Consider the following 21518-nt stretch of genomic DNA (forward strand, 5'->3'; position numbering starts at 1 on the left):
GTGGGAGTTCAACCGCATGCAAGCGACGAAAACAACGCACGTGCGCTACTTGATCCTGTTCATGCTGTTCCTGGTGACCACGATCAACTATGCCGACCGCGCCACCATCGCGATCGCCGGCTCCAGCCTGCAGAAGGACCTGGGCATCGACGCAGTCACTCTGGGCTACATCTTCTCGGCATTCGGCTGGGCCTACGTGGCCGGACAGATTCCCGGTGGCTGGCTGCTCGATCGCTTCGGTTCGAAGAATGTCTACGCCTTCAGCATCTTCACCTGGTCGCTGTTCACCCTGCTGCAAGGCTTCGTCGGCGGCCTGCCGGTCGCCTGGGCGGTGGTCACGCTGTTCACCCTGCGCTTTCTGGTCGGCTTCGCCGAAGCCCCGTCGTTCCCGGGCAACGCCCGCATCGTCGCGGCCTGGTTTCCCACCGCCGAGCGCGGCACCGCCTCGGCGATCTTCAACTCGGCGCAGTATTTCGCCACCGCCCTGTTCGCCCCGCTCATGGGCTGGATCGTGTTCAGTTTCGGCTGGGAACATGTGTTCGTGGTCATGGGTGGCCTGGGCATCCTGTTCTCGGCGGTGTGGATGAAAACCATTTACAACCCACGCCAGCACCCGCGTATCAGCCTGGCCGAACTCGAACACATCGAACGCAACGGCGGCCTGGTGGACATGGACCAGAAACGCGGCAACGACGGACCGAAATGGGGCTACATCAAGCAACTGCTCACCAGTCGCATGCTGCTGGGGGTCTACCTCGGCCAATACTGCATCAATGCCATCACCTACTTCTTCCTGACCTGGTTTCCGGTGTACCTGGTGCAAGAGCGCGGCATGACCATCCTCAAGGCGGGCTTCATCGCCTCCTTGCCGGCCATCTGCGGCTTCATCGGTGGTGTGTTGGGCGGCGTACTGTCGGATTGGCTGCTGCGACGCGGCAACTCGCTGACCTTCTCGCGCAAGCTGCCGATCGTCTGCGGCCTCATGCTCTCCACCACCATGGTGTTCTGCAACTATGTCGAGGCCGAGTGGATGGTGGTCGGCTTCATGACCCTGGCCTTCTTCGGCAAAGGCATCGGCGCGCTGGGCTGGGCCGTGGTCGCCGATACCTCGCCCAAGCAGATCGCCGGTCTCTCGGGCGGGCTGTTCAACACCTTCGGCAACATCGCCTCGATCACCACACCGATTGTCATCGGCTACATCATCAGCGCCACCGGCTCGTTCAAGTGGGCGCTGGTGTATGTCGGCGCCAACGCGCTGGTGGCGGTGTTCAGCTACCTGGTGATCGTTGGACCGATCAAGCGTATCGAGCTCAAGGATCCGCCCAAGCCTGCCGCCGCGCCCACTGGCGGGCTGGCGACCGCACGCCGATGAGCTGAAGCAAGAACGCCGGATGAACGCCTGAGATGAATGACAAAAAGGGCCTGAGCATGCAGTTGATCGAACATTCCGAGTCACCCCGCTACGTCCGCCTGCACGACGATGACAATGTCGTGGTGGTGGTCAACGACGGCGGGCTGGGCGAAGGCGCGCGGTTCGCCGATGGCCTGACCCTGATCGAGGGCGTACCACAAAGCCACAAGGTGGCCACCGTCGACATCCGCCAAGGCGAGCCGGTGCGGCGTTATGGGCAAATCATCGGCTACGCCCTCCAGGACCTGCGCCAGGGCAGTTGGGTACAGGAAACCCAGTTGTCGATGCCTGCTGCGCCTGAACTCGACAGCCTGCCCCGGTGCAATGCCGTGCCAGCGGCCTTGCCACCCCTGGAGGGCTTCACCTTCGAGGGCTATCGCAACGCCGATGGCACCGTCGGCACCCGCAACATCCTCGGCATCAGCACCACCGTGCAGTGCGTGACGGGTGTGCTCGACCACGCCGTCAAGCGCATTCGCGCCGAGTTGCTGCCGCGCTATCCCAATGTCGACGACGTCGTCGCCCTCACCCACAGCTACGGCTGTGGCGTGGCCATCAATGCCCGCGACGCCTATATCCCCATCCGCACCGTACGCAACCTGGCACGCAACCCCAATCTGGGCGGCGAAGCGCTGGTGATCAGCCTGGGCTGCGAAAAATTGCAGGCAGGACAGGTCATGCACGAGGGCGACCCCTCCGTGGACCTCGCCGAGCCCTGGCTGTACCGCCTGCAGGATGCCTCGCTGGGCTTCGTGGAGATGATCGAACAGATCATGCACCTGGCCGAAACACGGCTGAAGAAGCTCGATCAGCGCCGCCGCGAGACGGTCCCGGCCAGTGAGCTGATCCTGGGCATGCAATGCGGGGGCAGCGACGCCTTCTCCGGCATCACCGCCAACCCGGCGCTGGGCTTCGCCGCCGATCTCTTGGTGCGCGCCGGGGCCACGGTGCTGTTCTCGGAGGTCACCGAAGTGCGTGACGCCATCTATATGCTCACCTCGCGCGCACAAACCCCCGAGGTGGCCGAGGCGCTGGTGCGCGAGATGGACTGGTACGACCGCTACCTGCAACAGGGCGCAGCCGACCGCAGCGCCAATACCACGCCGGGGAACAAGAAAGGCGGCCTGTCGAACATCGTCGAAAAATCCCTGGGGTCGATCGTCAAGTCCGGAAGTGGCGCCATTCAGGGCGTCATCGGCCCAGGCGAGCGGGTCGCCGGCAAGGGCTTGATCTTCTGCGCCACACCGGCTAGCGATTTCGTCTGCGGCACCCTGCAGTTGGCCGCGGGCATGAACTTGCACGTCTTCACCACGGGCCGCGGCACCCCGTATGGCCTGGCCATGGCGCCGGTGGTCAAGGTGTGTACCCGTAGCGAACTGGCGCAACGCTGGCCCGACTTGATCGACATCGACGCCGGACGCATCGCCAGCGGCCGCTCGAGCATCGAGGCGCTGGGCTGGGAGCTGTTCCACTTCTACCTGGACGTGGCCAGTGGCCGCAAACAGACCTGGGCCGAGCGCCACAAGCTGCACAACGACATCACCTTGTTCAATCCAGCACCCATCACCTGAAAATGGCCTGCATCTTCCGCACCTGACGGGGCGGTAAGCAGGCATCCAGCGTCAACCACAGGAGCACCCCATGCCTGAGATCCTCGGCCACAACTTCATCGCCGGCCAGCGCAGCGCCGCCGGCCAGCAACGTCTGCAGAGCCTGGACGCCAGTACGGGGCAGGCACTGCCCTTCAGCTTCGCGCAGGCCACCGACAGCGAAGTCGATCAAGCTGCTCGCGCGGCAGCGGCCGCCTTCGCCGAATTCCGTCAGTTGCCTGGGACACGGCGTGCCGAATTTCTCGACGCCATCGCCGACGAGCTGGATGAACTGGACGACCGCTTCGTCGCCATCGTCTGCCAGGAAACCGCACTGCCCGCCGCGCGCATCCAGGGCGAACGCGCCCGTACCAGCGGTCAGATGCGCCTGTTCGCCCAGGTCCTGCGCCGTGGCGACTACCTTGGCGCTCGCATCGACCAGGCCCAGCCACAGCGCCAGCCGCTGCCGCGCGTCGACCTTCGACAGATGCGTATCGGCGTGGGTCCGGTAGCGGTGTTCGGTGCCAGCAACTTCCCGCTGGCCTTCTCCACGGCAGGTGGCGACACGGCCGCTGCGCTGGCGGCCGGTTGCCCAGTCGTGTTCAAGGCGCACAGCGGGCACATGGCCACCGCTGACCTGGTCGGCTGCGCCATTGTCCGCGCTGCCGGGCGCACCGGTATGCCTGAGGGCGTGTTCAACATGGTCTTCGGTGCAGGCGTGGGCGAAGGGTTGGTCAAGCACCCCGCCATCCAGGCGGTCGGTTTCACCGGCTCGCTCAAGGGTGGCGATGCCCTGTGCCGCATGGCCGCCGAACGCCCCCAGCCCATTCCGGTGTTCGCTGAAATGTCGAGCATCAATCCGGTGATCGTCCTGCCCGCGGCACTGACCCAGCGCGGGGAAGCCATTGCCCGAGAACTTGCAGGGTCGGTATGCCTGGGCGCCGGTCAGTTCTGCACCAATCCGGGGCTGGTGATCGGCCTGAAATCCCCTGGGTTCAGTCAGTTGTTGAGCGAAGTCGGTCAGCATTTGCAACAGCAAGCCGCACAGACCTTGCTCAATACCGGTGGCCTGCGCAGCTACGAAAAGGGGCTGACGCACCTGCATGCGCATCCTGGCATCGAGCACCTGGCCGGCCAGGTCCAGACCGGCACCCAAGCGCACGCGCAACTGTTCAAGGCAGACGCCCGTTTGCTGGTGGCGTCCGACCCGGTGCTGCAGGAAGAAGTGTTCGGCCCCACCACGGTCGCGGTCGAAGTCGCTGACGACGCTCAGCTACGCGCCGCGCTGCTGGGCCTGCGTGGACAACTGACGGCCACGCTGATTGGCGAACCCGAAGACCTCCAGGCCTACGCCTGGCTGGTGCCGTTGCTGGAGGAAAAAGTCGGCAGGATCTTGATCAACGGCTATCCCACGGGGGTCGAGGTGTGCGATGCGATGGTCCATGGCGGCCCCTATCCCGCCACGTCCGACGCACGCGGCACGTCGGTCGGCACACTGGCCATCGACCGCTTCCTGCGCCCGGTGTGCTACCAGAACTACCCGCAGGCGCTGTTGCCACTGGCCTTGCAGGACGCCAATCCACTGCGGCTGCGGCGACTGGTGAACGGCCAGTGGAGTGACGCACCGCTCTGACGCGACGGCCAGGGGCCTCGAGGCCCCTGTCCGCTACCCCGCGTGCTGCTCTTCGGCTGCGGCATGGGCCTGGCGCAGACGCTCGCGGCTATTGCTCAAGTGCAAGCGCATGGCCAACTTCGCGCCCTCGCTGTCACAGCGAGCGATGGCTTCGTAGATGGCCTCGTGCTCATGACTCAGGCGGCTGAGGTAATGGGCCTGGTCATCGTGGGCCAGACGCGCGGAATTGAGCCGGGTGCGAGGGATGATGCTGGTACCCAAATGGGCGAGGATATCGGCGAAATAATGATTGCCGCTGGCCTGGGCGATGCGCAGGTGGAACTGGAAGTCCGCCGAGACCGCATCGCAGGCCTGTGCGGCGCCTTCATTGAGCTCGTCCAGCGCCGTGCGCATGCCCTGCAACTGCGCGTCGCTGCGCCGCTGGGCGGCCAGTCCGGCCGCCTCGATCTCCAGGGCGATGCGCAACTCCAGCACCGCCAACACCTCGCGCAAGGTGACGACGGTCGCAGGATCGATCCGAAAGCCGGTAGCGCTCGGTGCGTCGAGCACGAAGGTGCCGATGCCATGACGGGTTTCGACTTGCCCGGCTGCCTGCAAGCGCGAGATGGCTTCCCGCACCACGGTGCGACTGACCCCCTCCTCGAGCATGATCTGCGACTCGGTCGGCAACTTGTCGCCGCGCTTGAGCTGGCCGTTGCGGATACGCTCGGTGAGCACCGTGACCAATTCCTGAGCCAAACTGCGCGGCTTGCGTCGTGTCCGCGGCTGTACGTGCTGCTCTGTCATGCCGTTGTGATTCATCGTGAAAAGACAGCGGCCATCATAACGCATGCAGTTGTACGATCACATCGATGCACCCGATATTCCTCGCCCCATATGAACCAGCCCATGCTCGCGCGGCCATGGTCCCTGGAAGGGGTATGACAGTCCGTCGCCTGACGGCAATTTGCTGGCCCCGATGCCGTAGAAGCGAAGGCAAACTCCCTTTTTCATCAGATGCTTAGGACAGCAACATGCGCGTATTTCTAGCAACCCTGGCCAGCTGTGCGCTGGCTTTCGTGGCATGGGACGCTCAGGCCAGGCCGTTGAACCAGAACGATCGCAGCGTCTGTGGATGGGGCGCTCAGATCGCCGCTGAGGCGCAGCAGTCCAAACTGTCGGGGGCCACGCTGTATGCAGCGCGCAAGAAACTGCAGGTACGCCGCTTCGGTAAGCCCTGGATGCGCATGACCGCCATGGGCATCACTGAACAGACCTACAACAGTCGTTCAAGGCTACCGCCCAAGGCGATCAAGCAGACGTACTACGAACAGTGCGTGCAGCATGCCGTAGCCCGTCGATGATTCGCAGCAGAGGCTCTGCTGATCAGAGCCTCAAACCAGGAATGTTCTATTAATCAATAGCTTAAGATGAAAACCTAAAGCTATTTATCGATAAAGCTCAGGTAGTTTCTCAGCTTCACGATTGATGGCCCGATGCTCAACACCCGGTCAGCTTGTCAGCACGTCGCTCACCGGCGAAGAACAGCGGACGCAGTCGCACACCGATCACGTTGCCGACATAGGCGGCCACCAGCCATAGCCAGCCGTGCAGGCTGCCGGACGCGATGCCACTGAAATAGGCGCCGATGTTGCAGCCGTAGGCCAAACGCGAGCCATACCCCAGCAACAGCCCCCCGATCACCGCAGCGACGAGCGAAGGCAAGGGAATCCTCAGGCTAGGCGCAAACCGACCCGCCAGTCCGGCGGCGAGCAAGGCGCCGAGCACGATGCCCACATCCATGACCGTAGTGATGTCCTGCCACAGCGGCGATGCCAGGGCCTTGGCGTTGGCCGGTGCCTGCCAGAAGACCCAACTGCCGACATCAACGCCCAACCCACTCAAGGTCTTGGCGCCCCACAGGGCGAAGGCAGAGGTGATGCCCCACGGGCGGCCGGCCAATGCCAGGGTGGCGTAGTTCAGCAGCGCCAAAGCGATGGCCCCCCACAGCAGCGGCCACGGCCCGCGCAGAAAACGCCGCACGCCGTGGTGCTCGCTGCCCACAGGCCGCTCCAGCACACCATGGCGACGTCGCTCCAGGATCACCGTCACGCACACGATCAGCGCGAACAGCCCAAGGCTGGCGACCAGTGCCGGTCCGACACCCCAGGCCTTGACGATCGAGGTGGCCGGGAGCGACGGCAAGGCGAACCACCAATCGGCGTGGTGAGTCGCGGCGACCGAGCCGATGATGAAGAACAGCAAGGTCACCAGCATGCGCGCGTTGCCGCCGCCCACCGTGAACAAGGTGCCAGATGCACAGCCGCCGCCCAGTTGCATGCCAATGCCGAAGATGAAGGCGCCGAACACCACCGACACTCCGGCGGGCGCCACCAGTCCGTTGACTGGATTACCGAACAGGCTGCCGGCAGACAAGGCCGGGAAGAACAACACGACCGCCAGTGCCAGCATGACCATCTGCGCACGCAGCCCTGCGCCGCGCCGCTCGTTGATGAACACGCGCCAGGCCGATGTGAAGCCGAAGGCGGCGTGATAGAGGGTCAGCCCCAGGGCCGCGCCCACCAGCAGCAACAGCATCTGCTTGAAGCTGGCATTGAGTTGGAGAAACCAGGCGCCGGTCAGCAACAGGACCAGGGCGATGAGCGGCGCGCCCAGACGGCGCGGCTCGGAAGTGGCGGTAGTGGAAAGACCCATTGAAATACTCGGATAACAGTCGAACGGACCGCGAGTATACCGCTATGCGGGCGTTGGCGAGATGCCTGTACCGTCACGCAGTCGTGACACCGGCCTGTTCAGGGCTTGTGTGCCCAAATCCCAAAGGCCATGTCGCCAATGTAGATGCCCGTGGAGGCGGTCCGCTCGGCGTCCAGACGCGCCTGCAGGGTGTCGATGTTGACCTGTCGCGCGGTGGCAATGCCGTGCTCGATGATGCGGGGAAGGCAGGCGCGAATGATCGCCGCCAGCCCGTAGGGACTGTCAGGCGTCTGCAGCAGGCATTCGGCGCGCAAGTGACCGACCTGCAACCCGGCCTGGCTGAAGATCCGGTGCAGATTGAAACCGATGTGCACGTCGGCGCCTTCATGCGCGATCATGCGCTGCAACCAGCGCTGGGCACGGCGATGCAAGGGGAAAGGGTCGAGGCTGGCGGGCGTCAGCGTGCTGTCATGTTCCTGGAACACCAGCACGCCACCGGGCAGCAGCAGCCTGGCCAAGTGGCGCACGGCAATCACGGCATCGGGCTGGTACATGAGCACTCGACGCCCAACGATGGCGTCGAACAGCCCCAGAGACGCCGGCAGTCGATGCAGGTCACACTCGACGAATTCGACGTTGGCAGCATGCCCATCTACCTGACGCTGGCGCGCGTGCGCCAGCGCGGCGGCAAACGGGTCGATGCCCACCACCGCCCCGTCCGCCGCCACCAGCTCGGCGAGCATGAAGCTGACATCGCCCATGCCGCAGCCGACATCCAGTACACGCATGCCGGGGCCTATGCCGGCATCGACCAGCAGCCGGGTGGTGAAATCGGTCGAGGAAAGCGCCATGCCCTGCTCCTGATCGGGGTGGTCAGTGTGGCGGGACAGGCCGCCGAGCGCTACTGCGCAGACGGCGACAAGCGTAGTACACGATCCCGTCCACCTTCGGCGAGCAGATAACCGCCCTGGCCGTCGGGCACGATCGACTGTGGCGCCTTGAGGAACGACAGGACGGTGTGCTGCTGACCATCGGCATCGATGCGCAGCAATCGGGCGCGGTGGGTCGAGTCTTCGCTGATCCACAACCCGCGTTGGTCGCAAAACAGGAAGGTTGGATGGCGCAGGCCCTCGGCCACCACCGGATCCTCGCCCTTGTCACCCAGTGCGCGAATGCGCCCGGCCGCTTTTTCGGTATAAAGCAGACGACCACCTTCACAGCGGGTAAGGCCCTCGCCTTCGGTGAGCGCCGCGCGCAGCACCTGCACCTGGCCAGTGCTCCAGTCGTAGCGCATCAGGCGACCTTCGCCCTTGCGGTCCTCGATGGCGTAGAGGTGGCCGCCCTCGTTCCACAGCCCCTGCACGTTCTCGCCTTCGAACAGGGCTGTGAGCTGACCGTCGCGGGACAGGTTGACCGGCGCCAGCCCCCCCTCCTGGCTGAACACCCAGCCGCCCTCCACCGCTGTCATGCCGTCAGGCTTGGACAGCCCATCAATCAGGACCTGACGCTCGCCTTGAGGGGTGATCTTGAGAATGCTGCCTTTGCCGTCGTCCAGCTCACGGCTGACCAGCAGACTGCCATCGGCCAGCGGCAGCAGCGACGCGGCCTTGTCCAGGTCGTCGTGCAGCACCTGAACGCGCCAACCATCGGCGGCCTGGACGGGATAGAAGCTCTGCCAGGCGAAGAAACCCAAAGCACTGACGACAACGCCTGCCGTGGCCGCCAAGGTCAGTTTTACCGCGCGCGTGCGCAACAGTTGAATCATCGATCGCTCCTTTGAGGTCGCGGCGATCCTAACAAGGGGATGTGAAAAAAATGTCATCGGCTCGGCCCGGGCCAGCGCCCAGGCAGCAAGATCGTTCAAGCCTTGCCGCATTGGCTCTGGCATGCTGGCTACCCCTGCCCTACGTTCGAAGTCACCATGTCCAGCCCTGCACTGCACCACCGCCAGGCGTTCGTCCAAGGCAGCCTCGCCATCGTCCCACTGTCCCTGGCCGTGGCGCCTTGGGGCCTGCTGGCCGGCTCCATGGCCATCGAAGCCGACCTCAGCGCCTGGCAAGGCCAGGGTCTGTCAGCCATCGTGTTTGCCGGCGCCGCACAACTGGTCGCGATCGGCATGCTCAAGAGCGGCGCCGGCGTGCTATCGATCCTGTTGACGACCCTGCTGCTCACCTCGCAGCACCTGCTCTACGGGCTGTCCATGCGGCCGGTGATCTGTGGCCTGCCGACGCGCTGGCGGCTGGGCCTGGGTTTTCTGCTCACCGATGAACTGTTCGCCCTGACCAGCCATCACGACCGTCAACAGTTCGACCGCTGGTACGCCTTGGGCGTAGGACTCACCTTCTATGTGGCCTGGAACCTGTTCACCCTGGCCGGCATCGTGCTCGGTCAGAGCATCCCGCACCTGGATCGGTTGGGTCTGGACTTCTCCATCGTCGCCACCTTCGTCGCGCTGATCGCACCCCGCGTGAGCAATCTGCCGACCTTGGTGTGCGTGGCGGTGTCGCTGTTCTGCTCGGTGCTGTTCAGCACCTGGCACTGGGAAACCGCCTTGGTCCTGGCCGGCCTGTTGGGCATGGCGGCGGGCTTCGTGTGCCAGAAGTTGACAAGGAGCCGCCCATGATCTGGTTACTGATCGTCGCTATGGGGCTGCTGGTGTTTCTCAACCGCTACGTGTTCCTCGAACCGCGACTGCCGCTGCGGTTGAGCTCCAACGTGCGGCAGTTCCTCGGATTCGCCGTACCGGGCATGCTCACCGCCATCTGTGGGCCGATCATTTTCCTGCCCGGCCATCAGCTCGACCTGGACCCGCTGAACCCGTACCTGCTGGGCGCCTTGGTGGCCATCGCACTCGTTCTGTTGACCCGCAGCGTACTGCTGAGCATGCTGGCGAGCATGTTGCTCTTCATCCTTCTGCGCAGCTGGCTGGCATGAACACGCCCCTGCGCGAACAGATCCACCTGTGGCAGGCGCCTGCGCTCGGCGATGTCGAGATGCTGCACGCCCGCTACGTGCAGCAGCGCTTCGCGCCCCATGTGCACGAAGGCTACGTGTTCACGGTGATCGAGTCCGGCGCGCAGTGCTTCTGGCACCGTGGCAGCGACCATCTGGCGCCGGTCGGCAGCGTGGTGCTGATCAATCCTGACGAGCTGCACACCGGCGCGAAGGCGCACGAGGCCGGTTGGCGTTACCGGGCGTTCTACCCCGAGCACCAACGGGTCACTGGGGTGCTCGACGAGCTCGAACTCAGGCGCGGTGGCTTGCCGCATTTTCGCCAGAGCGTGGTCCAGGATCCGCTGCTGGCAGCCGCCCTAAGCCAACTGCATCGCCTTTCTGAACAGGGCGCCAGCGCACTGCAGCAGCAAACGGCCTGGCGCGAAGCCGTGCTGGGACTGGTGCAGCGCCATGGCCACGGCGCCGAACCTGCTGCACCGGGCCACGAGCCGCTGGCCGTGGCGCGGGCGCGGGAACTGCTGGAAAGCCAATTGGCCGATCCTCCTTCCTTGGAGGCCCTGGCAGCGGCCGTCAACCTCTCGCCTTTCCATTTCGCCCGCGTGTTTCGCCAGGCCACTGGACTGCCGCCCCATGCTTGGCTCAAACAACGGCGCCTGGCGCGGGCCAGGGAACTGCTGCGTCGCGGCCTGCCGGCACTGGAGGTGGCCTTTACCCTGGGCTTCGCCGACCAGAGCCACCTCAACCGTCAGTTCAAGCAAGCCTATGGCGTCACGCCCGGGGCCTACCGTCTGGCCTGTGTGCAGCGCTGAGCGCGCACCCGGCGAGATGGCCAGGCGCTGCTACACTGATTGGGGCTGAATGGAGGATGCAGTCATGTCTGAACGCGAACTCACCACCCTCATCAACTTGATGAACCAGCGCCAGGCCTGCCTGAGCAGCGCCTGCAAACAGATCGCCGACTGGATCGACCGGCAGGGCGATGTCCCGGCGGCGGGTAAGATCCGCGCCAGCCTCAAGGCGCTTGAGGCCGACGAAGCGCAGGTGCGGCGCACGCTGACCTCGCTCACCGTCGACCGACCACTGCCGCGCTTTCGCAGTTGATTCCTCCAACCCGTTGGCTGACGGGCGGCCAACGGGTATCAAGGCGATCAGTGCTTCATGTGCATGTGGTCGTGGGCGCCGCTCATGTCGGCGGTCAATGGCTTGACCGGGGCTTGGACGTCCAGGATTTGCTTCTGGCCCTGCGCATCTTCGATGGTCAGGGTCAGCGGCACCTGCTGGCCTTCCTTGACCTGGTCCTTGAGCCCCATCAGCATCACGTGGTAACCATTCGGGTCCAGGGTCACCGGTTTGCCGGCCGGCAGATCCAGGGCCTTCACCTCACGCATGCCCATCACATCGCCTTGCATGGTCATTTCGTGCACTTGCACGGTCTTGGCCACGGGCGACGCGACCCCGACCAGCTTGCTGTCGGTCGTCGCCGTGAGGGTCATGAACGCCCCGGTCGATTGCTGGTGAGGGACGCTGGCACGTACCCAGGCGTCCTTGACGCTGGTGTCGGCCAACGCCGGCAGGGTCAGGCCCAGCAGGGCGAATGCGGCCAGGCCGCGCTTGATCGGTTGCATCGACATTCAGCAGATCTCCATCAATGTGCGCAGGTCTTCGACGCATTCCTTGGCGTTCAGGGAATGGCCGAGACTCAGGCGCAGGGTGCCACGGGTATCGTAGACGTAGCTGGTGGACGAGTGGGAAATGGTGTACGTGTCGCCGGTCGGGATCTTCTCGTAGAACACCTTGAACTCCCGGGCGACAGCATCGATCTCTTCCGGCGTGCCGGTCAGGGCGACGAATGAAGGGTCGAACGCCTTGACGTAGGCGTCGAGCACCTCCGGGGTGTCGCGCTCCGGATCCAGGGTGATGAACACCACCCGAAACAGATCGCGATCACGGCCCTTGAGCTGTTGGCGGATCTGCGCAGCGCGTGCCAGCGCGGTCGGACACACGGCCGGGCACTGGGTGAAACCGAAGAAGATCATCGGCATCGAGCCGTAGAAGCTCGACAAGGTCCGCTCGTTGCCCTGGGGGTCCTTGAGCTTGAACTTGCGCCCGAGAATCTCGTTGCTCATGTTCTTGCCGTACTTGAAGTCCAGGCCACGGGCCGGGCTGCAGCCGGCCAGCAGACCGAGCCCCAGTACACCCATCCCGGCGACGACCGCGCGCCGAGTCAGTAGATCAGTCATGGAACCATCCTTCACAGCAGAGGCGCCGGTCCTCGCGCAGGACCGGTCGAAAACCGCGGCATTCTGGCATGACACCCCGTCAGCGGCCACACGACGACACGGCAATTCCTCCGCAGCCCCGTATTTACGGGCTGCGGCCTGTTGTCGCAGGGCTTGAAAGAGTAACACTTTGTTGCTAGAGATCAGTGCGGCGAACGCTTACGGACGACCGGAGGGCATGGGCGCTGCCCGGCCACGGCGCTACACTGAACGCCTGTCCCCGCCCGTGAGCGCCATGATCCAGTCCGACCTCGACCTGTTCGGCCAGCAGCCCCAGCGCTTGGCCAGTCACACCGTATTGCTCCCCGGCTTCGCCCTGCCGCAGATCGAAGCGTTGCTCGACGCGCTGCGCCCGGTCTTGCGCGCGGCCCCCTTCAGGCACATGCGCACCCCCGGCGGGCTGCAGATGGCCGTGGCCTTGAGCAACTGCGGCACGTTCGGCTGGGTCAGCGATGAGCGCGGCTACCGCTACAGCCGCACCGACCCGCGCACTGATCGACCCTGGCCGAGGCTGCCCGAGACGTTATCGTCCCTGGCAACCCAGGCAGCCGCCGCAGCCGGCTTCGACGGCTTTGTCGCCGACGCCTGCCTGATCAACCACTACCTGCCCGGCACCCGGCTGACCCTGCACCAGGACCGTGACGAACGCGACTTCGCCCAGCCGATCGTGTCGATTTCACTGGGCCTGCCAGCCACGTTCCTGTTCGGCGGTCATCAGCGCAGCGACCGCCCGCAGCAGGTGCCGCTCAGTCATGGCGATGTCCTGGTCTGGGGCGGCGAGGACCGGCTGCGATTTCATGGCGTGTTGCCGATCAAGCCGGGACGCCATGAACGAATGGGCGAGCGACGCATCAACCTGACCTTGCGCAGGGCCGGCTGAAGCACAGCCTTCAGACCGCAGCCGTGTCGTCGCTGACCGACTGCGCGGCCTGTACCGGGTTATTACGCCCGTAGTCGCGCAGATAAACGATGAACTCCTGCAACACCCGATCCCACAGCAGCAGGCTACCGAGCAGATGCTTCGGGGTGACGCCATCGGCCACCACGACATCCATTTCCATCACCAGAAATTCACCTTGTAGCGACAACCGGGCGAACCGCCGGCTCGCATTCCAGCGTTCAGCCAAGCCGTCCGGCAGGTCACCCTGGATGCGCAGCGCACAACTGAAGGTAAAGTCGAGAAACTCGCCGTCCTTGCCTGGCGCGCGGTTGCCGAAGCGCACCGCATAGCCCACGCCCTGACTGGCGCTGAGCAACTGCACCACAGCGCTCTGCTCGTTGCGGTTGACCCGACAGCCGGCATCCTGCAGCAGCTCGGTCAGCGACTCTACGCTCACGGTTTCAATAAGGGTCACATCCGTCATGCACACGCTTCCTCATCATCATTACGTCGCTATCAAGTAGTAGCACAGCGCTTCTGATTGGCCAGGACGACACCCAGGCACGCGCGCCCAGCCTTTAAAAGCCGCGGCGTTGTGTGTAAAACGGACCGATCCCCTCCCCCGATGCAAGGACCTTCAGCATGCGCTACCGCCCCCTCGGCCGCTCCGGCCTGCACGTTTCCGCCCTGACCCTGGGCAGCATGATGTTCGGCGACCAGACCGACACTCCGACCGCCCTGAAGATCATCGGCCAGGCCTGGGACCAGGGCATCAACTTCATCGACACCGCCGATGTGTACAACGCCGGACGCTCCGAGGAAATCGTCGGCCAGGCGGTGGCGCATAATCGTCAGGACTGGGTGGTCGCCTCCAAAGGCGGCTATGGACCGGTCGACGGACTGCCCAACCGTAGCGGTCTGTCGCGCAAGCACCTGTTCAATGCCCTGCACGCCACGCTCACGCGCATGAACACCGATTACCTGGACATCTACTACCTGCACCGCGAGGACCACCAGGTGCCGCTGGAGGAAACCGTGCGCGCCATGGGGGACCTGCTGCAGCAAGGCAAGATCCGCTACTGGGGCGTGTCCAACTTCCGCGGCTGGCGCATCGCCGAGATCTGCAACCTGGCCGAGCGCCTGGGTGTGGCCAAACCGGTGGTCAGCCAACCGCTGTACAACATCGTCAACCGCCAGGCCGAGCCCGAGCAGCTCACGGCAGCCGCCTACCATGGCTTGGGCGTGGTGCCCTTCAGCCCGCTGGCGCGCGGCGTGCTCAGCGGCAAGTACGCACCGGGCGCCACACCTGAGCAAGGCAGCCGTGCGGCGCGCCAGGACAAACGCATCCTGGAGGTGGAATGGCGGCAGGAATCGCTGGCCATTGCCCAGAAGATTCACGCGTACACCCAGGCCAAAGGGGTCGGCATGGTCGAATTCGCCATTGCCTGGGTACTCAACAACCAATTGATCAGCTCGGCCATCGTCGGCCCGCGCACCGAGGCGCAGTGGCAAACCTACGCCGGCGCGCTGGAGGTCCAGATCAGCACTGAAGACGAAGCCTTCGTCGATTCACTGGTCACCCCAGGACATGCTTCGACCCCGGGATTCAACGATGTCGCGCATTTCGTCAGCGGGCGGCTGCCGCGCTGACTTAACCCGGTGATCACACCAGCACACGCATCTCGCCGCCAGACAGCGGCTCGGTGCGTTGCGGGCTGTCGCTGCCGTTGCGTCCGGCTCCGCTTCCGGACAACCGCCAGATCACATCGGTAATGCCGTAGCGCTCAGCCATGGGCCGGCTGACTTTCTTGATCTTCTCTCGCCCGAACTTGGGAATGATGCCCACCCCCGCATCGCAACTGGCCCAATGCCAAGCCTCGGCATTGTCCATGCGCTCCGATCGAATGATGAAGCTGCGCAGATGCCCATGCTGCTTGTATTCGATGACGTACAACTGTGGAGCTGGCATTTCTGGGCCTCCTGTTCTCCATGGATGACCCTAGATTGATCGGGCTTCATCGCGAAGATTCAGAAAATTGTCGAACAAATGGATAAACAGTGCGTTCAGTCCTGCCCCGCCAAGCTTCGGCGCACGGCCTCGATCTCGGGATCCGGCACCGCGCCGGGCTGCAGGATTACCTTGCGGCAGCGCTCCTGCATCTCGTCGAACAGCTCGTAGCCACGCGCAGCGTCCTCCAGCGCCAGGCGATGGGTGACGATCGCCTCCGGATTCAACCGCCCCGCCTCGATATGCTCCAGCAACTCGGGCAGATAGCGCTGGACATGGGTCTGCCCCATCTTGAAGGTCAGGCCCTTGTCGAAGGCATCGCCGAACAGGAAACCATGGACGAAACCGGCATACACCCCCGGCACGCTCACCACTCCGCCGCGCCGCACGGCAGCGATACTCTGGCGCAGCGCCTTGCCGCTGCTGTCTTCGATCTTCAAGGCGGTGAGTACCGACTCGGTAGCGCTGCCCTTGGCCTCGAAGCCTACTGCGTCGATCACCGCGTCCACCCCGCGCATGCCAGCGGTCTGGCGGATGATGGTGTCGGCCGGATCGTCATCGTGGGAGAAATCAATGGGAATCACACCGTAAGCCTGGCGGGCGTAATCGAGACGATAACCGCAGTTGTCGACCATGAAGATGCGTTCCACGCCCAGCATGCGTGCGCACGCCGCCGACAGTAGGCCGACCGGGCCGGCCCCGTAGATGGCCAATGAAGAGCCTTCGCCCACGTCGGCATTGACCACCGCCTGCCAGGCCGTCGGGAGGATGTCGGAGAGAAACAGCACCTTGTCGTCAGCCAAGTGCCCCGGCACCTTGAACGGGCCGACGTTGGCCTTCGGCACCCGAACGTAATCGGCCTGCCCACCCGCGATGCCGCCATACAAATGGCTGTAGCCGAACAACGCCGCCCCCGGCGGGATGGCCTTCTTGTTGAGGATGGCGCCGCGACCCGTGTTGGTGTTCTCGCACGCCGCGAACAATTCGTGCTGGCAGAAGAAACAACCACCGCAGGCGATCACGAAGGGAATCACCACCCGGTCCCCGCGCTGCACCGCCGTCACGCCGCTGCCGACTTCCTCGACGATGCCCATGAACTCGTGCCCGAGGATATCGCCTTGCTCGACCATGGGAATCTTGCCGCGATAAAGGTGCAGGTCCGAGCCGCAGATCGCGGTCGCGGTCACGCGTAGAATCAGGTCGTCGGGGTCTTGCAGAATGGGATCGGCCACCGTGTCTACCCGCACATCACCGGCGCCGTGATAGGTCAATGCACGCATGATTCGCTCTCCAGGGCTGAGGATTGCCACTGGCCCAGGCAAAGGGATGACCGGGCCTGTTCAGAGTCTAGCCATCAAGCATCGCGTGCGCCGCCGCGGCTGTTCTGCCCGCCCCGACGCCCGGCCTCGGAGGCACGCTCGCGGTCGTTGGCGAAGTTGCCGCCAGAGTTCTGTCCGCCCTTTCGACCAGCTCGCGATGCGCGCTCGGGGTCATTGGCGAAATTGCCCGGATTGGTCTGCCGGGTGCCGCCGCGCTTGCTCGGGCGGTCCTGCTCATGTTCATGTGCCATGTCATGTCTCCTGTCAGGATTCTGTGGCCAGCCGGTGCGCGCGCGATGCACGCGCCTACCCTGGTTCCGACAGTCGCCTGACACCGCGCTCCATCGTTTTGATGAATCTCTGACCGGCGGCGCTAAAGGCGCCGGGGCCTGACTTTAGCGCCCCAGTATTGGCCGTTCTGCATGCCACGATGAATATTGCCGCTATACCAGCACTTTCCTGCGCGCCTCAAGTCCAAGTCCCAATCCCGGAGAAGCGAGCCTTAGCCACCGCTTTCGCCCTCGACGCTGCGAAGCCTATACTCCCTCACCCTGTCCGATTCCCCTCTCTGGGTGGTCCCCTCGCCCTGTACAAGGCCGTGCCATGACGTCGTCTTCCAACCAGTCCACCGCCTCACCGATCAATCGCAAACTGATGCCCAGTCACCTCGATTTTCCGGTGGTGGGCATCGGCGCATCGGCCGGCGGCATCGAGGCCATCTGTACCTTCTTCGAACAGATGCCTGCCGACTGCGGCATGGCATTCGTGGTGGTACTGCACCTGTCCCCGGACCATCAGAGCATGGCGGACCATATCATTCAGGGCGTAACGCGAATGCCCGTGCGCCAGGTGACAGCGCCAGTGCCGATCGAGCGCAACCACGTCTACGTGATCTCACCGGCCAGCCGGCTTTCCACCAACGACGGCTATCTGCGCGTCAGCCCGGCCAATCGCCGTCGTGGCGACCATGTGGCCATTGACCTGTTCTTCCGCGACCTGGCCGACGTGCACAAGGACCATGCCTTCTGCGTGGTGCTTTCGGGCACGGGCGCCGATGGTGCAGTGGGCCTGTCGCGGATCAAGGAACAGGGCGGCGTGACCCTGGTGCAAACACCAGACGACGCCCTGCACGACAGCATGCCCCGCGCCGCCATCGCCACCGGCCTGGTGGACTTCGTCATGCCGGCAGCCGACATGGCCCAGAAGTTGATGGAAATCTGGCTCAAGGCCAAGCAAGTGCGCCTGCCGGAAGTGGACGAGCAGAACATGCCGCCGCCGCTGGGCATCCGCGAGGGCGACCCGCAGCAGGCCGAACCGCTGCTCGAGGAAATCCTCCTGCTGCTGCGCGCCAACACCGGCCATGACTTCCAGCACTACAAGCGCGCCACCGTGTTGCGTCGCATCGAACGGCGCCTGCACGTGACCGCGCAGACCGACCTGCCCGGCTACTACCGTTACCTGGAGCAGCATCCGGAGGAGTCCGATGAGTTGCTGGCCGACATGCTCATCGGCGTGACCAACTTCTTCCGCGACCGCGAAGCCTTCGAAGCCCTCGAGCGGCATGTGTTGCCCGAGTTGGTCAGCGACGGCGAAAGCGGCGAAGGCCCCGCCGACATTCGCGTCTGGTCCGCAGGCTGCTCCACCGGCGAAGAAGCCTACAGCCTGGCCATGCTGGTCAGCGAGCAACTGGCCCTGGAGAAGCGCGAGGCCAAGGTCCAGGTGTTCGCCACCGACCTGGACGGGCGCGCCATCACGCAAGCGCGCAGCGGCAACTATTCCGAAGCGATCGTCACCGATGTGCCGCCCGGGCGGCTACGCCAGTTCTTCAGCAAGGAAGACCAGCACTACCGGGTGCGCAAGGAGGTGCGCGAGCAGGTGCTGTTCGCTCGGCACAACCTGTTGTCCGACCCGCCGTTCTCGCAGATCGACCTGGTGGTGTGCCGCAATCTGCTGATCTACCTCGACCGTGAGGTGCAGCGCGACATTCTGCAGATGTTCCACTTCGCCCTGCGCCCCGGCGGTTACCTGTTCCTCGGATCCTCCGAGTCGGCAGACCTGGCCGGCGAGCTGTTCGCCCCGGTGGACAAGCGCAACCGCATCTTCCGCGCCCGCGAAATGCCCAGTGGCCTGCGCCACTCCGGACGCCGGCTGACCGGGACGGACCTGCCGCCCGCCACCCCGGGCACGCCGGTCAAGACGCGCGCTGCGCGCAAGCCGTCCTACGCCGAAGTCCATCACCGCGCCCTGGCCCGGCGCAGCCCACCCAGCCTGATCGTCGATGGCGAAGGCATGATCCTGCACATGAGCGACGGCGTCGGTCGCTTTCTGCAACTGACCGGCGGCGAGCCGAGCCGCAACCTGATCAATCTGGTGCTGCCCAGCCTGCGTCTGGCCTTGCGCACCACCCTGTTCCAGGCACGCCAGGGCTCCCAGGCAGTCACTTCGCGCCCGGTCGAATTGGGCGAAGGCGACGAGCGAATCCAGGTGGAAATCGTCGTCCACCCGCACAAGGACGACCCCAGCGTCAGCGAGTGCCTGCTGGTGGTTTTCGAGGAACGCGCCCCGGACCCTTCCATTGCCCTGGCCGGCGGCATCCGCCAGACCGACAGCATGGTGCTGACCAACCTGGAGCGAGAACTGCAGCGCACGCGCTTGCAGTTGCAGGAAACCATCGAGCAATCGGAGATTTCCAGCGAGGAACTGACCGCCTCCAATGAAGAGATGCAGGCCATCAACGAGGAGCTACGCTCGGCCAGCGAAGAACTGGAAACCAGCAAGGAAGAGTTGCAGTCGATCAACGAGGAATTGCTGACGGTCAACTACGAACTCAAGAACAAAGTCGAGGAAACCGACAAGGTCAACGACTACCTGAGCAACCTGATCGCCTCCACCGACATCGCCACGGTGTTCGTCGACCGCAACCTGTGCATCCGCTGGTTCACCCCGCGCGCCACCGACATCTTCAACATGCTGCCGGTCGACACCGGCCGCTCGCTGCTCGACATCACCCACCGCCTGAACTACCCGGAGCTGGCCGACGACGCCCGCGCCGTGGCCCAGGGCGGCACCAGCATCGAGCGCGAGATCAGCGGCCAGGACCAGCACTGGTACTTCACCCGGCTGCTGGCCTACCGCTCCAGCGAGCAGAAAATCGACGGCACGGTGTTGACCTTCATCGACATCAGCAAGAGCCGCGCCACCGAAGAACGCCTGCGCCTGGGCGAGGAACGCATGCGCCTGGTGGCCGAAAGCACCCATGACTTTGCCATCATCCTGCTCGACGAGCAGGGCTCGATCAGCGACTGGAACACCGGCGCTACCCTGATCTTCGGCTATACCAAGGAAGAAGTCCTGGGACGACACTACGAGTTGATCTTCACCGAGGAGGATCGCCAGGGCAGCGTGCCCGAGCGCGAACTGCACAGTGCCCGGGTCAATGGGCGCGGCCAGGACGAACGCTGGCACGTGCGCAAGGATGGCAGCCGTTTCTATTGCAGCGGCGAGGTCTCGCTGCTCAAGGGCAGCAGCCTGCGCGGCTACGTCAAGATCGCCCGCGACCTCACCGGCCACAAGCGCCTGCACGATGAGCAGAGCAAGCAATTGGCCGAGTCGCAAACCTCCAGCCACCTGAAGGACGAGTTCTTCGCGGTGATGTCCCACGAGCTCAAGCATCCGCTGAACCTCATCCAGCTCAACGCCGAAATCCTCCGCCGCCTGCCCGTGATCAAAGGTGCAAGCACCGCGAGCAAGGCGGTCAGCACCATCTGCGAAGCGGTGTCGAGCCAGGCCCGGATCATCGACGACCTGCTCGATGTGGCACGTATCCGTACCGGCAAGCTCAAGTTGCGGACCGAATCGGTCGATCTCACCGCGATCCTGCTGGGTATTCATGCGGTGGTGTCGAGCGAACAGCACAACTGCACGGTACGCCTGAGCGTGCCGGCCGATGGTCAGCCGCTGTACATCGAAGGCGACAGTACGCGGCTGGAGCAGATCATCTGGAACCTGCTGAACAACGCCCTGAAATTCAGCCCCGACGGCGGCGAGATTCATCTGCTGCTCAGCCGCGAAGACGACCAGGCCCTGCTGCAAGTCATCGACCAAGGAGTAGGCCTGCGCGAGGACAGCCTGGAAAAGATTTTCGACCTGTTCAGCCAGGCCGCCCCTGCCGCCACCAGCCACAACCGCGAAGGACTGGGCATCGGCTTGTCGTTGGTCCGCCAACTGGTCGAAGCGCATGACGGCACGGTGCGTGCGCAGTCGCCGGGCCTAGGCCAGGGCTGCGTCTTCAGCGTACGTCTACCGCTCAGCGCAGCACGCCAGGACGAGCGCGCCGATGCCCCGCCGCCACAGACCGAGGGCCGTCTGCATGGCATCTGCGTGCTGTTGGTGGACGACTCGATCGAGGTGCTGGACGTGATGCAGCAATTGCTGGAGATGGAAAGCGCCGTGGTGCACGCCTACAGCGATCCGCGCAAGGCGCTGGAGGCGGCCGGGCAGGACCGCTACGACATCATCCTCTCGGACATTGGCATGCCGGGCATGGATGGCCATGCCTTGATCAAGGCCCTGCGCAGCCTGGAACACCTGCGCAGCACACCGGCCATTGCCTTGACCGGCTACGGTGCCAGTGCCGATCAGCACAAGTCGCGGCAGTCGGGCTTCGACCGCCACCTGAACAAGCCCGTGGGCTACGACGAACTGATCGAGGTGATCGAGTCGTTGAGTGGGTCGGTGCCTTACTGAGGCC

21 protein-coding genes are annotated in these 21518 nt (G+C 64.5%); 11 read left to right on the top strand and 10 right to left on the bottom strand.

All coding sequences use genetic code 11. The features are described 5' to 3' along the window. Positions 1-16: 16 nt before the first annotated feature. The 3 genes from Q7C30_RS01685 to Q7C30_RS01695 all read left to right on the top strand — a co-directional run bounded on the left by Q7C30_RS01685 (position 17) and on the right by Q7C30_RS01695 (position 4633). On the top strand, positions 17-1372 hold the full coding sequence (locus Q7C30_RS01685) for an MFS transporter (protein ID WP_317870422.1): 1356 nt from the start codon (positions 17-19) through the stop codon (positions 1370-1372). A gap of 56 nt (positions 1373-1428) precedes the next feature. Beyond that, positions 1429-2982, top strand: coding sequence for a galactarate dehydratase (garD, locus tag Q7C30_RS01690; RefSeq protein ID WP_295487242.1), 1554 nt, complete (start codon positions 1429-1431; stop codon positions 2980-2982). A 70-nt stretch (positions 2983-3052) separates the two neighbouring features. After that, positions 3053-4633, top strand: a complete 1581-nt coding sequence (locus tag Q7C30_RS01695; RefSeq protein WP_317870423.1) for an aldehyde dehydrogenase (NADP(+)) — start codon at positions 3053-3055, stop codon at positions 4631-4633. A 33-nt stretch (positions 4634-4666) separates the two neighbouring features. Here Q7C30_RS01695 and Q7C30_RS01700 read toward each other — a convergent pair whose 3' ends face one another. Then, positions 4667-5419 (bottom strand): FadR/GntR family transcriptional regulator, encoded by a 753-nt coding sequence (locus tag Q7C30_RS01700; protein ID WP_317870425.1) that lies wholly within the window; start codon positions 5417-5419, stop codon positions 4667-4669. Positions 5420-5646: 227 nt separating this feature from the next. Between Q7C30_RS01700 and Q7C30_RS01705 the strand changes: the two genes are divergently transcribed. Continuing rightward, the gene (locus tag Q7C30_RS01705) at positions 5647-5976 is read left to right on the top strand and encodes a hypothetical protein (RefSeq protein ID WP_029614143.1); all 330 of its coding nucleotides are present in this window, start codon (positions 5647-5649) and stop codon (positions 5974-5976) included. A 136-nt stretch (positions 5977-6112) separates the two neighbouring features. On the opposite strand, the gene Q7C30_RS01710 is transcribed toward Q7C30_RS01705, so the two are convergent. From Q7C30_RS01710 to Q7C30_RS01720, 3 genes are all read right to left on the bottom strand, one after another. Next, positions 6113-7327, bottom strand: coding sequence for a YeeE/YedE family protein (locus tag Q7C30_RS01710; RefSeq protein WP_317870426.1), 1215 nt, complete (start codon positions 7325-7327; stop codon positions 6113-6115). A gap of 98 nt (positions 7328-7425) precedes the next feature. Continuing rightward, complete coding sequence (locus Q7C30_RS01715) at positions 7426-8178, bottom strand: methyltransferase domain-containing protein (RefSeq protein ID WP_317870427.1); 753 nt, start codon at positions 8176-8178, stop codon at positions 7426-7428. Positions 8179-8228: 50 nt separating this feature from the next. Beyond that, entirely contained in the window at positions 8229-9092 is an 864-nt protein-coding gene (locus Q7C30_RS01720) for a hypothetical protein (RefSeq protein WP_317870428.1), read from the bottom strand. 156 nt (positions 9093-9248) lie between these two features. On the opposite strand from Q7C30_RS01720, the gene Q7C30_RS01725 reads away from it, so the two are divergent. The 4 genes from Q7C30_RS01725 (at position 9249) to Q7C30_RS01740 (ending at position 11383) form a co-directional block, all read left to right on the top strand. Continuing rightward, positions 9249-9950, top strand: a complete 702-nt coding sequence (locus tag Q7C30_RS01725; RefSeq protein WP_155290524.1) for an AzlC family ABC transporter permease — start codon at positions 9249-9251, stop codon at positions 9948-9950. Continuing rightward, positions 9947-10261: an AzlD domain-containing protein gene (locus tag Q7C30_RS01730; RefSeq protein ID WP_029614140.1), complete on the top strand. Its 315-nt coding sequence runs from the start codon at positions 9947-9949 to the stop codon at positions 10259-10261. Before Q7C30_RS01725 ends, Q7C30_RS01730 begins: the two co-directional genes overlap by 4 nt. Then, positions 10258-11091, top strand: coding sequence for an AraC family transcriptional regulator (locus Q7C30_RS01735; protein ID WP_317870429.1), 834 nt, complete (start codon positions 10258-10260; stop codon positions 11089-11091). The genes Q7C30_RS01730 and Q7C30_RS01735 overlap by 4 nt, the downstream gene beginning before the upstream one ends. Positions 11092-11155: 64 nt before the next feature. Further along, a complete protein-coding gene (locus Q7C30_RS01740; protein WP_029614139.1) occupies positions 11156-11383 on the top strand; it encodes a hypothetical protein in 228 nt (75 codons plus the stop codon). Between the two features lie 47 nt (positions 11384-11430). On the opposite strand, the gene Q7C30_RS01745 is transcribed toward Q7C30_RS01740, so the two are convergent. Both Q7C30_RS01745 and Q7C30_RS01750 read right to left on the bottom strand, forming a co-directional pair. Continuing rightward, on the bottom strand, positions 11431-11913 hold the full coding sequence (locus tag Q7C30_RS01745; protein ID WP_317870430.1) for a copper chaperone PCu(A)C: 483 nt from the start codon (positions 11911-11913) through the stop codon (positions 11431-11433). Continuing rightward, entirely contained in the window at positions 11914-12522 is a 609-nt protein-coding gene (locus Q7C30_RS01750) for an SCO family protein (RefSeq protein ID WP_029614138.1), read from the bottom strand. It abuts the gene before it with no gap. A 274-nt stretch (positions 12523-12796) separates the two neighbouring features. Between Q7C30_RS01750 and alkB the strand changes: the two genes are divergently transcribed. Further along, a complete protein-coding gene (gene alkB, locus Q7C30_RS01755; protein WP_317870431.1) occupies positions 12797-13441 on the top strand; it encodes a DNA oxidative demethylase AlkB in 645 nt (214 codons plus the stop codon). Between the two features lie 10 nt (positions 13442-13451). On the opposite strand, the gene Q7C30_RS01760 is transcribed toward alkB, so the two are convergent. After that, positions 13452-13925 (bottom strand): YbjN domain-containing protein, encoded by a 474-nt coding sequence (locus Q7C30_RS01760; RefSeq protein ID WP_029614137.1) that lies wholly within the window; start codon positions 13923-13925, stop codon positions 13452-13454. Positions 13926-14083: 158 nt separating this feature from the next. Between Q7C30_RS01760 and Q7C30_RS01765 the strand changes: the two genes are divergently transcribed. Next, a complete protein-coding gene (locus tag Q7C30_RS01765) occupies positions 14084-15091 on the top strand; it encodes an aldo/keto reductase (protein ID WP_317870432.1) in 1008 nt (335 codons plus the stop codon). 13 nt (positions 15092-15104) lie between these two features. Here the strand turns inward: Q7C30_RS01765 and Q7C30_RS01770 are convergent, their stop codons facing one another. The 3 genes from Q7C30_RS01770 to Q7C30_RS01780 all read right to left on the bottom strand — a co-directional run bounded on the left by Q7C30_RS01770 (position 15105) and on the right by Q7C30_RS01780 (position 17019). Beyond that, positions 15105-15410 (bottom strand): DUF6555 family protein, encoded by a 306-nt coding sequence (locus tag Q7C30_RS01770; protein WP_317870433.1) that lies wholly within the window; start codon positions 15408-15410, stop codon positions 15105-15107. A gap of 95 nt (positions 15411-15505) precedes the next feature. Continuing rightward, complete coding sequence (locus Q7C30_RS01775; protein WP_317870434.1) at positions 15506-16729, bottom strand: zinc-dependent alcohol dehydrogenase; 1224 nt, start codon at positions 16727-16729, stop codon at positions 15506-15508. 74 nt (positions 16730-16803) lie between these two features. Next, positions 16804-17019, bottom strand: coding sequence for a general stress protein (locus tag Q7C30_RS01780; protein ID WP_317870435.1), 216 nt, complete (start codon positions 17017-17019; stop codon positions 16804-16806). A gap of 352 nt (positions 17020-17371) precedes the next feature. On the opposite strand from Q7C30_RS01780, the gene Q7C30_RS01785 reads away from it, so the two are divergent. Further along, positions 17372-21514 (top strand): CheR family methyltransferase, encoded by a 4143-nt coding sequence (locus tag Q7C30_RS01785; protein WP_317870436.1) that lies wholly within the window; start codon positions 17372-17374, stop codon positions 21512-21514. Positions 21515-21518 lie beyond the last annotated feature (4 nt).

It is taken from the genome of Pseudomonas sp. RAC1 (genome assembly GCF_030658255.1).
In the GTDB taxonomy this organism is placed as follows: domain Bacteria; phylum Pseudomonadota; class Gammaproteobacteria; order Pseudomonadales; family Pseudomonadaceae; genus Aquipseudomonas; species Aquipseudomonas boreofloridensis.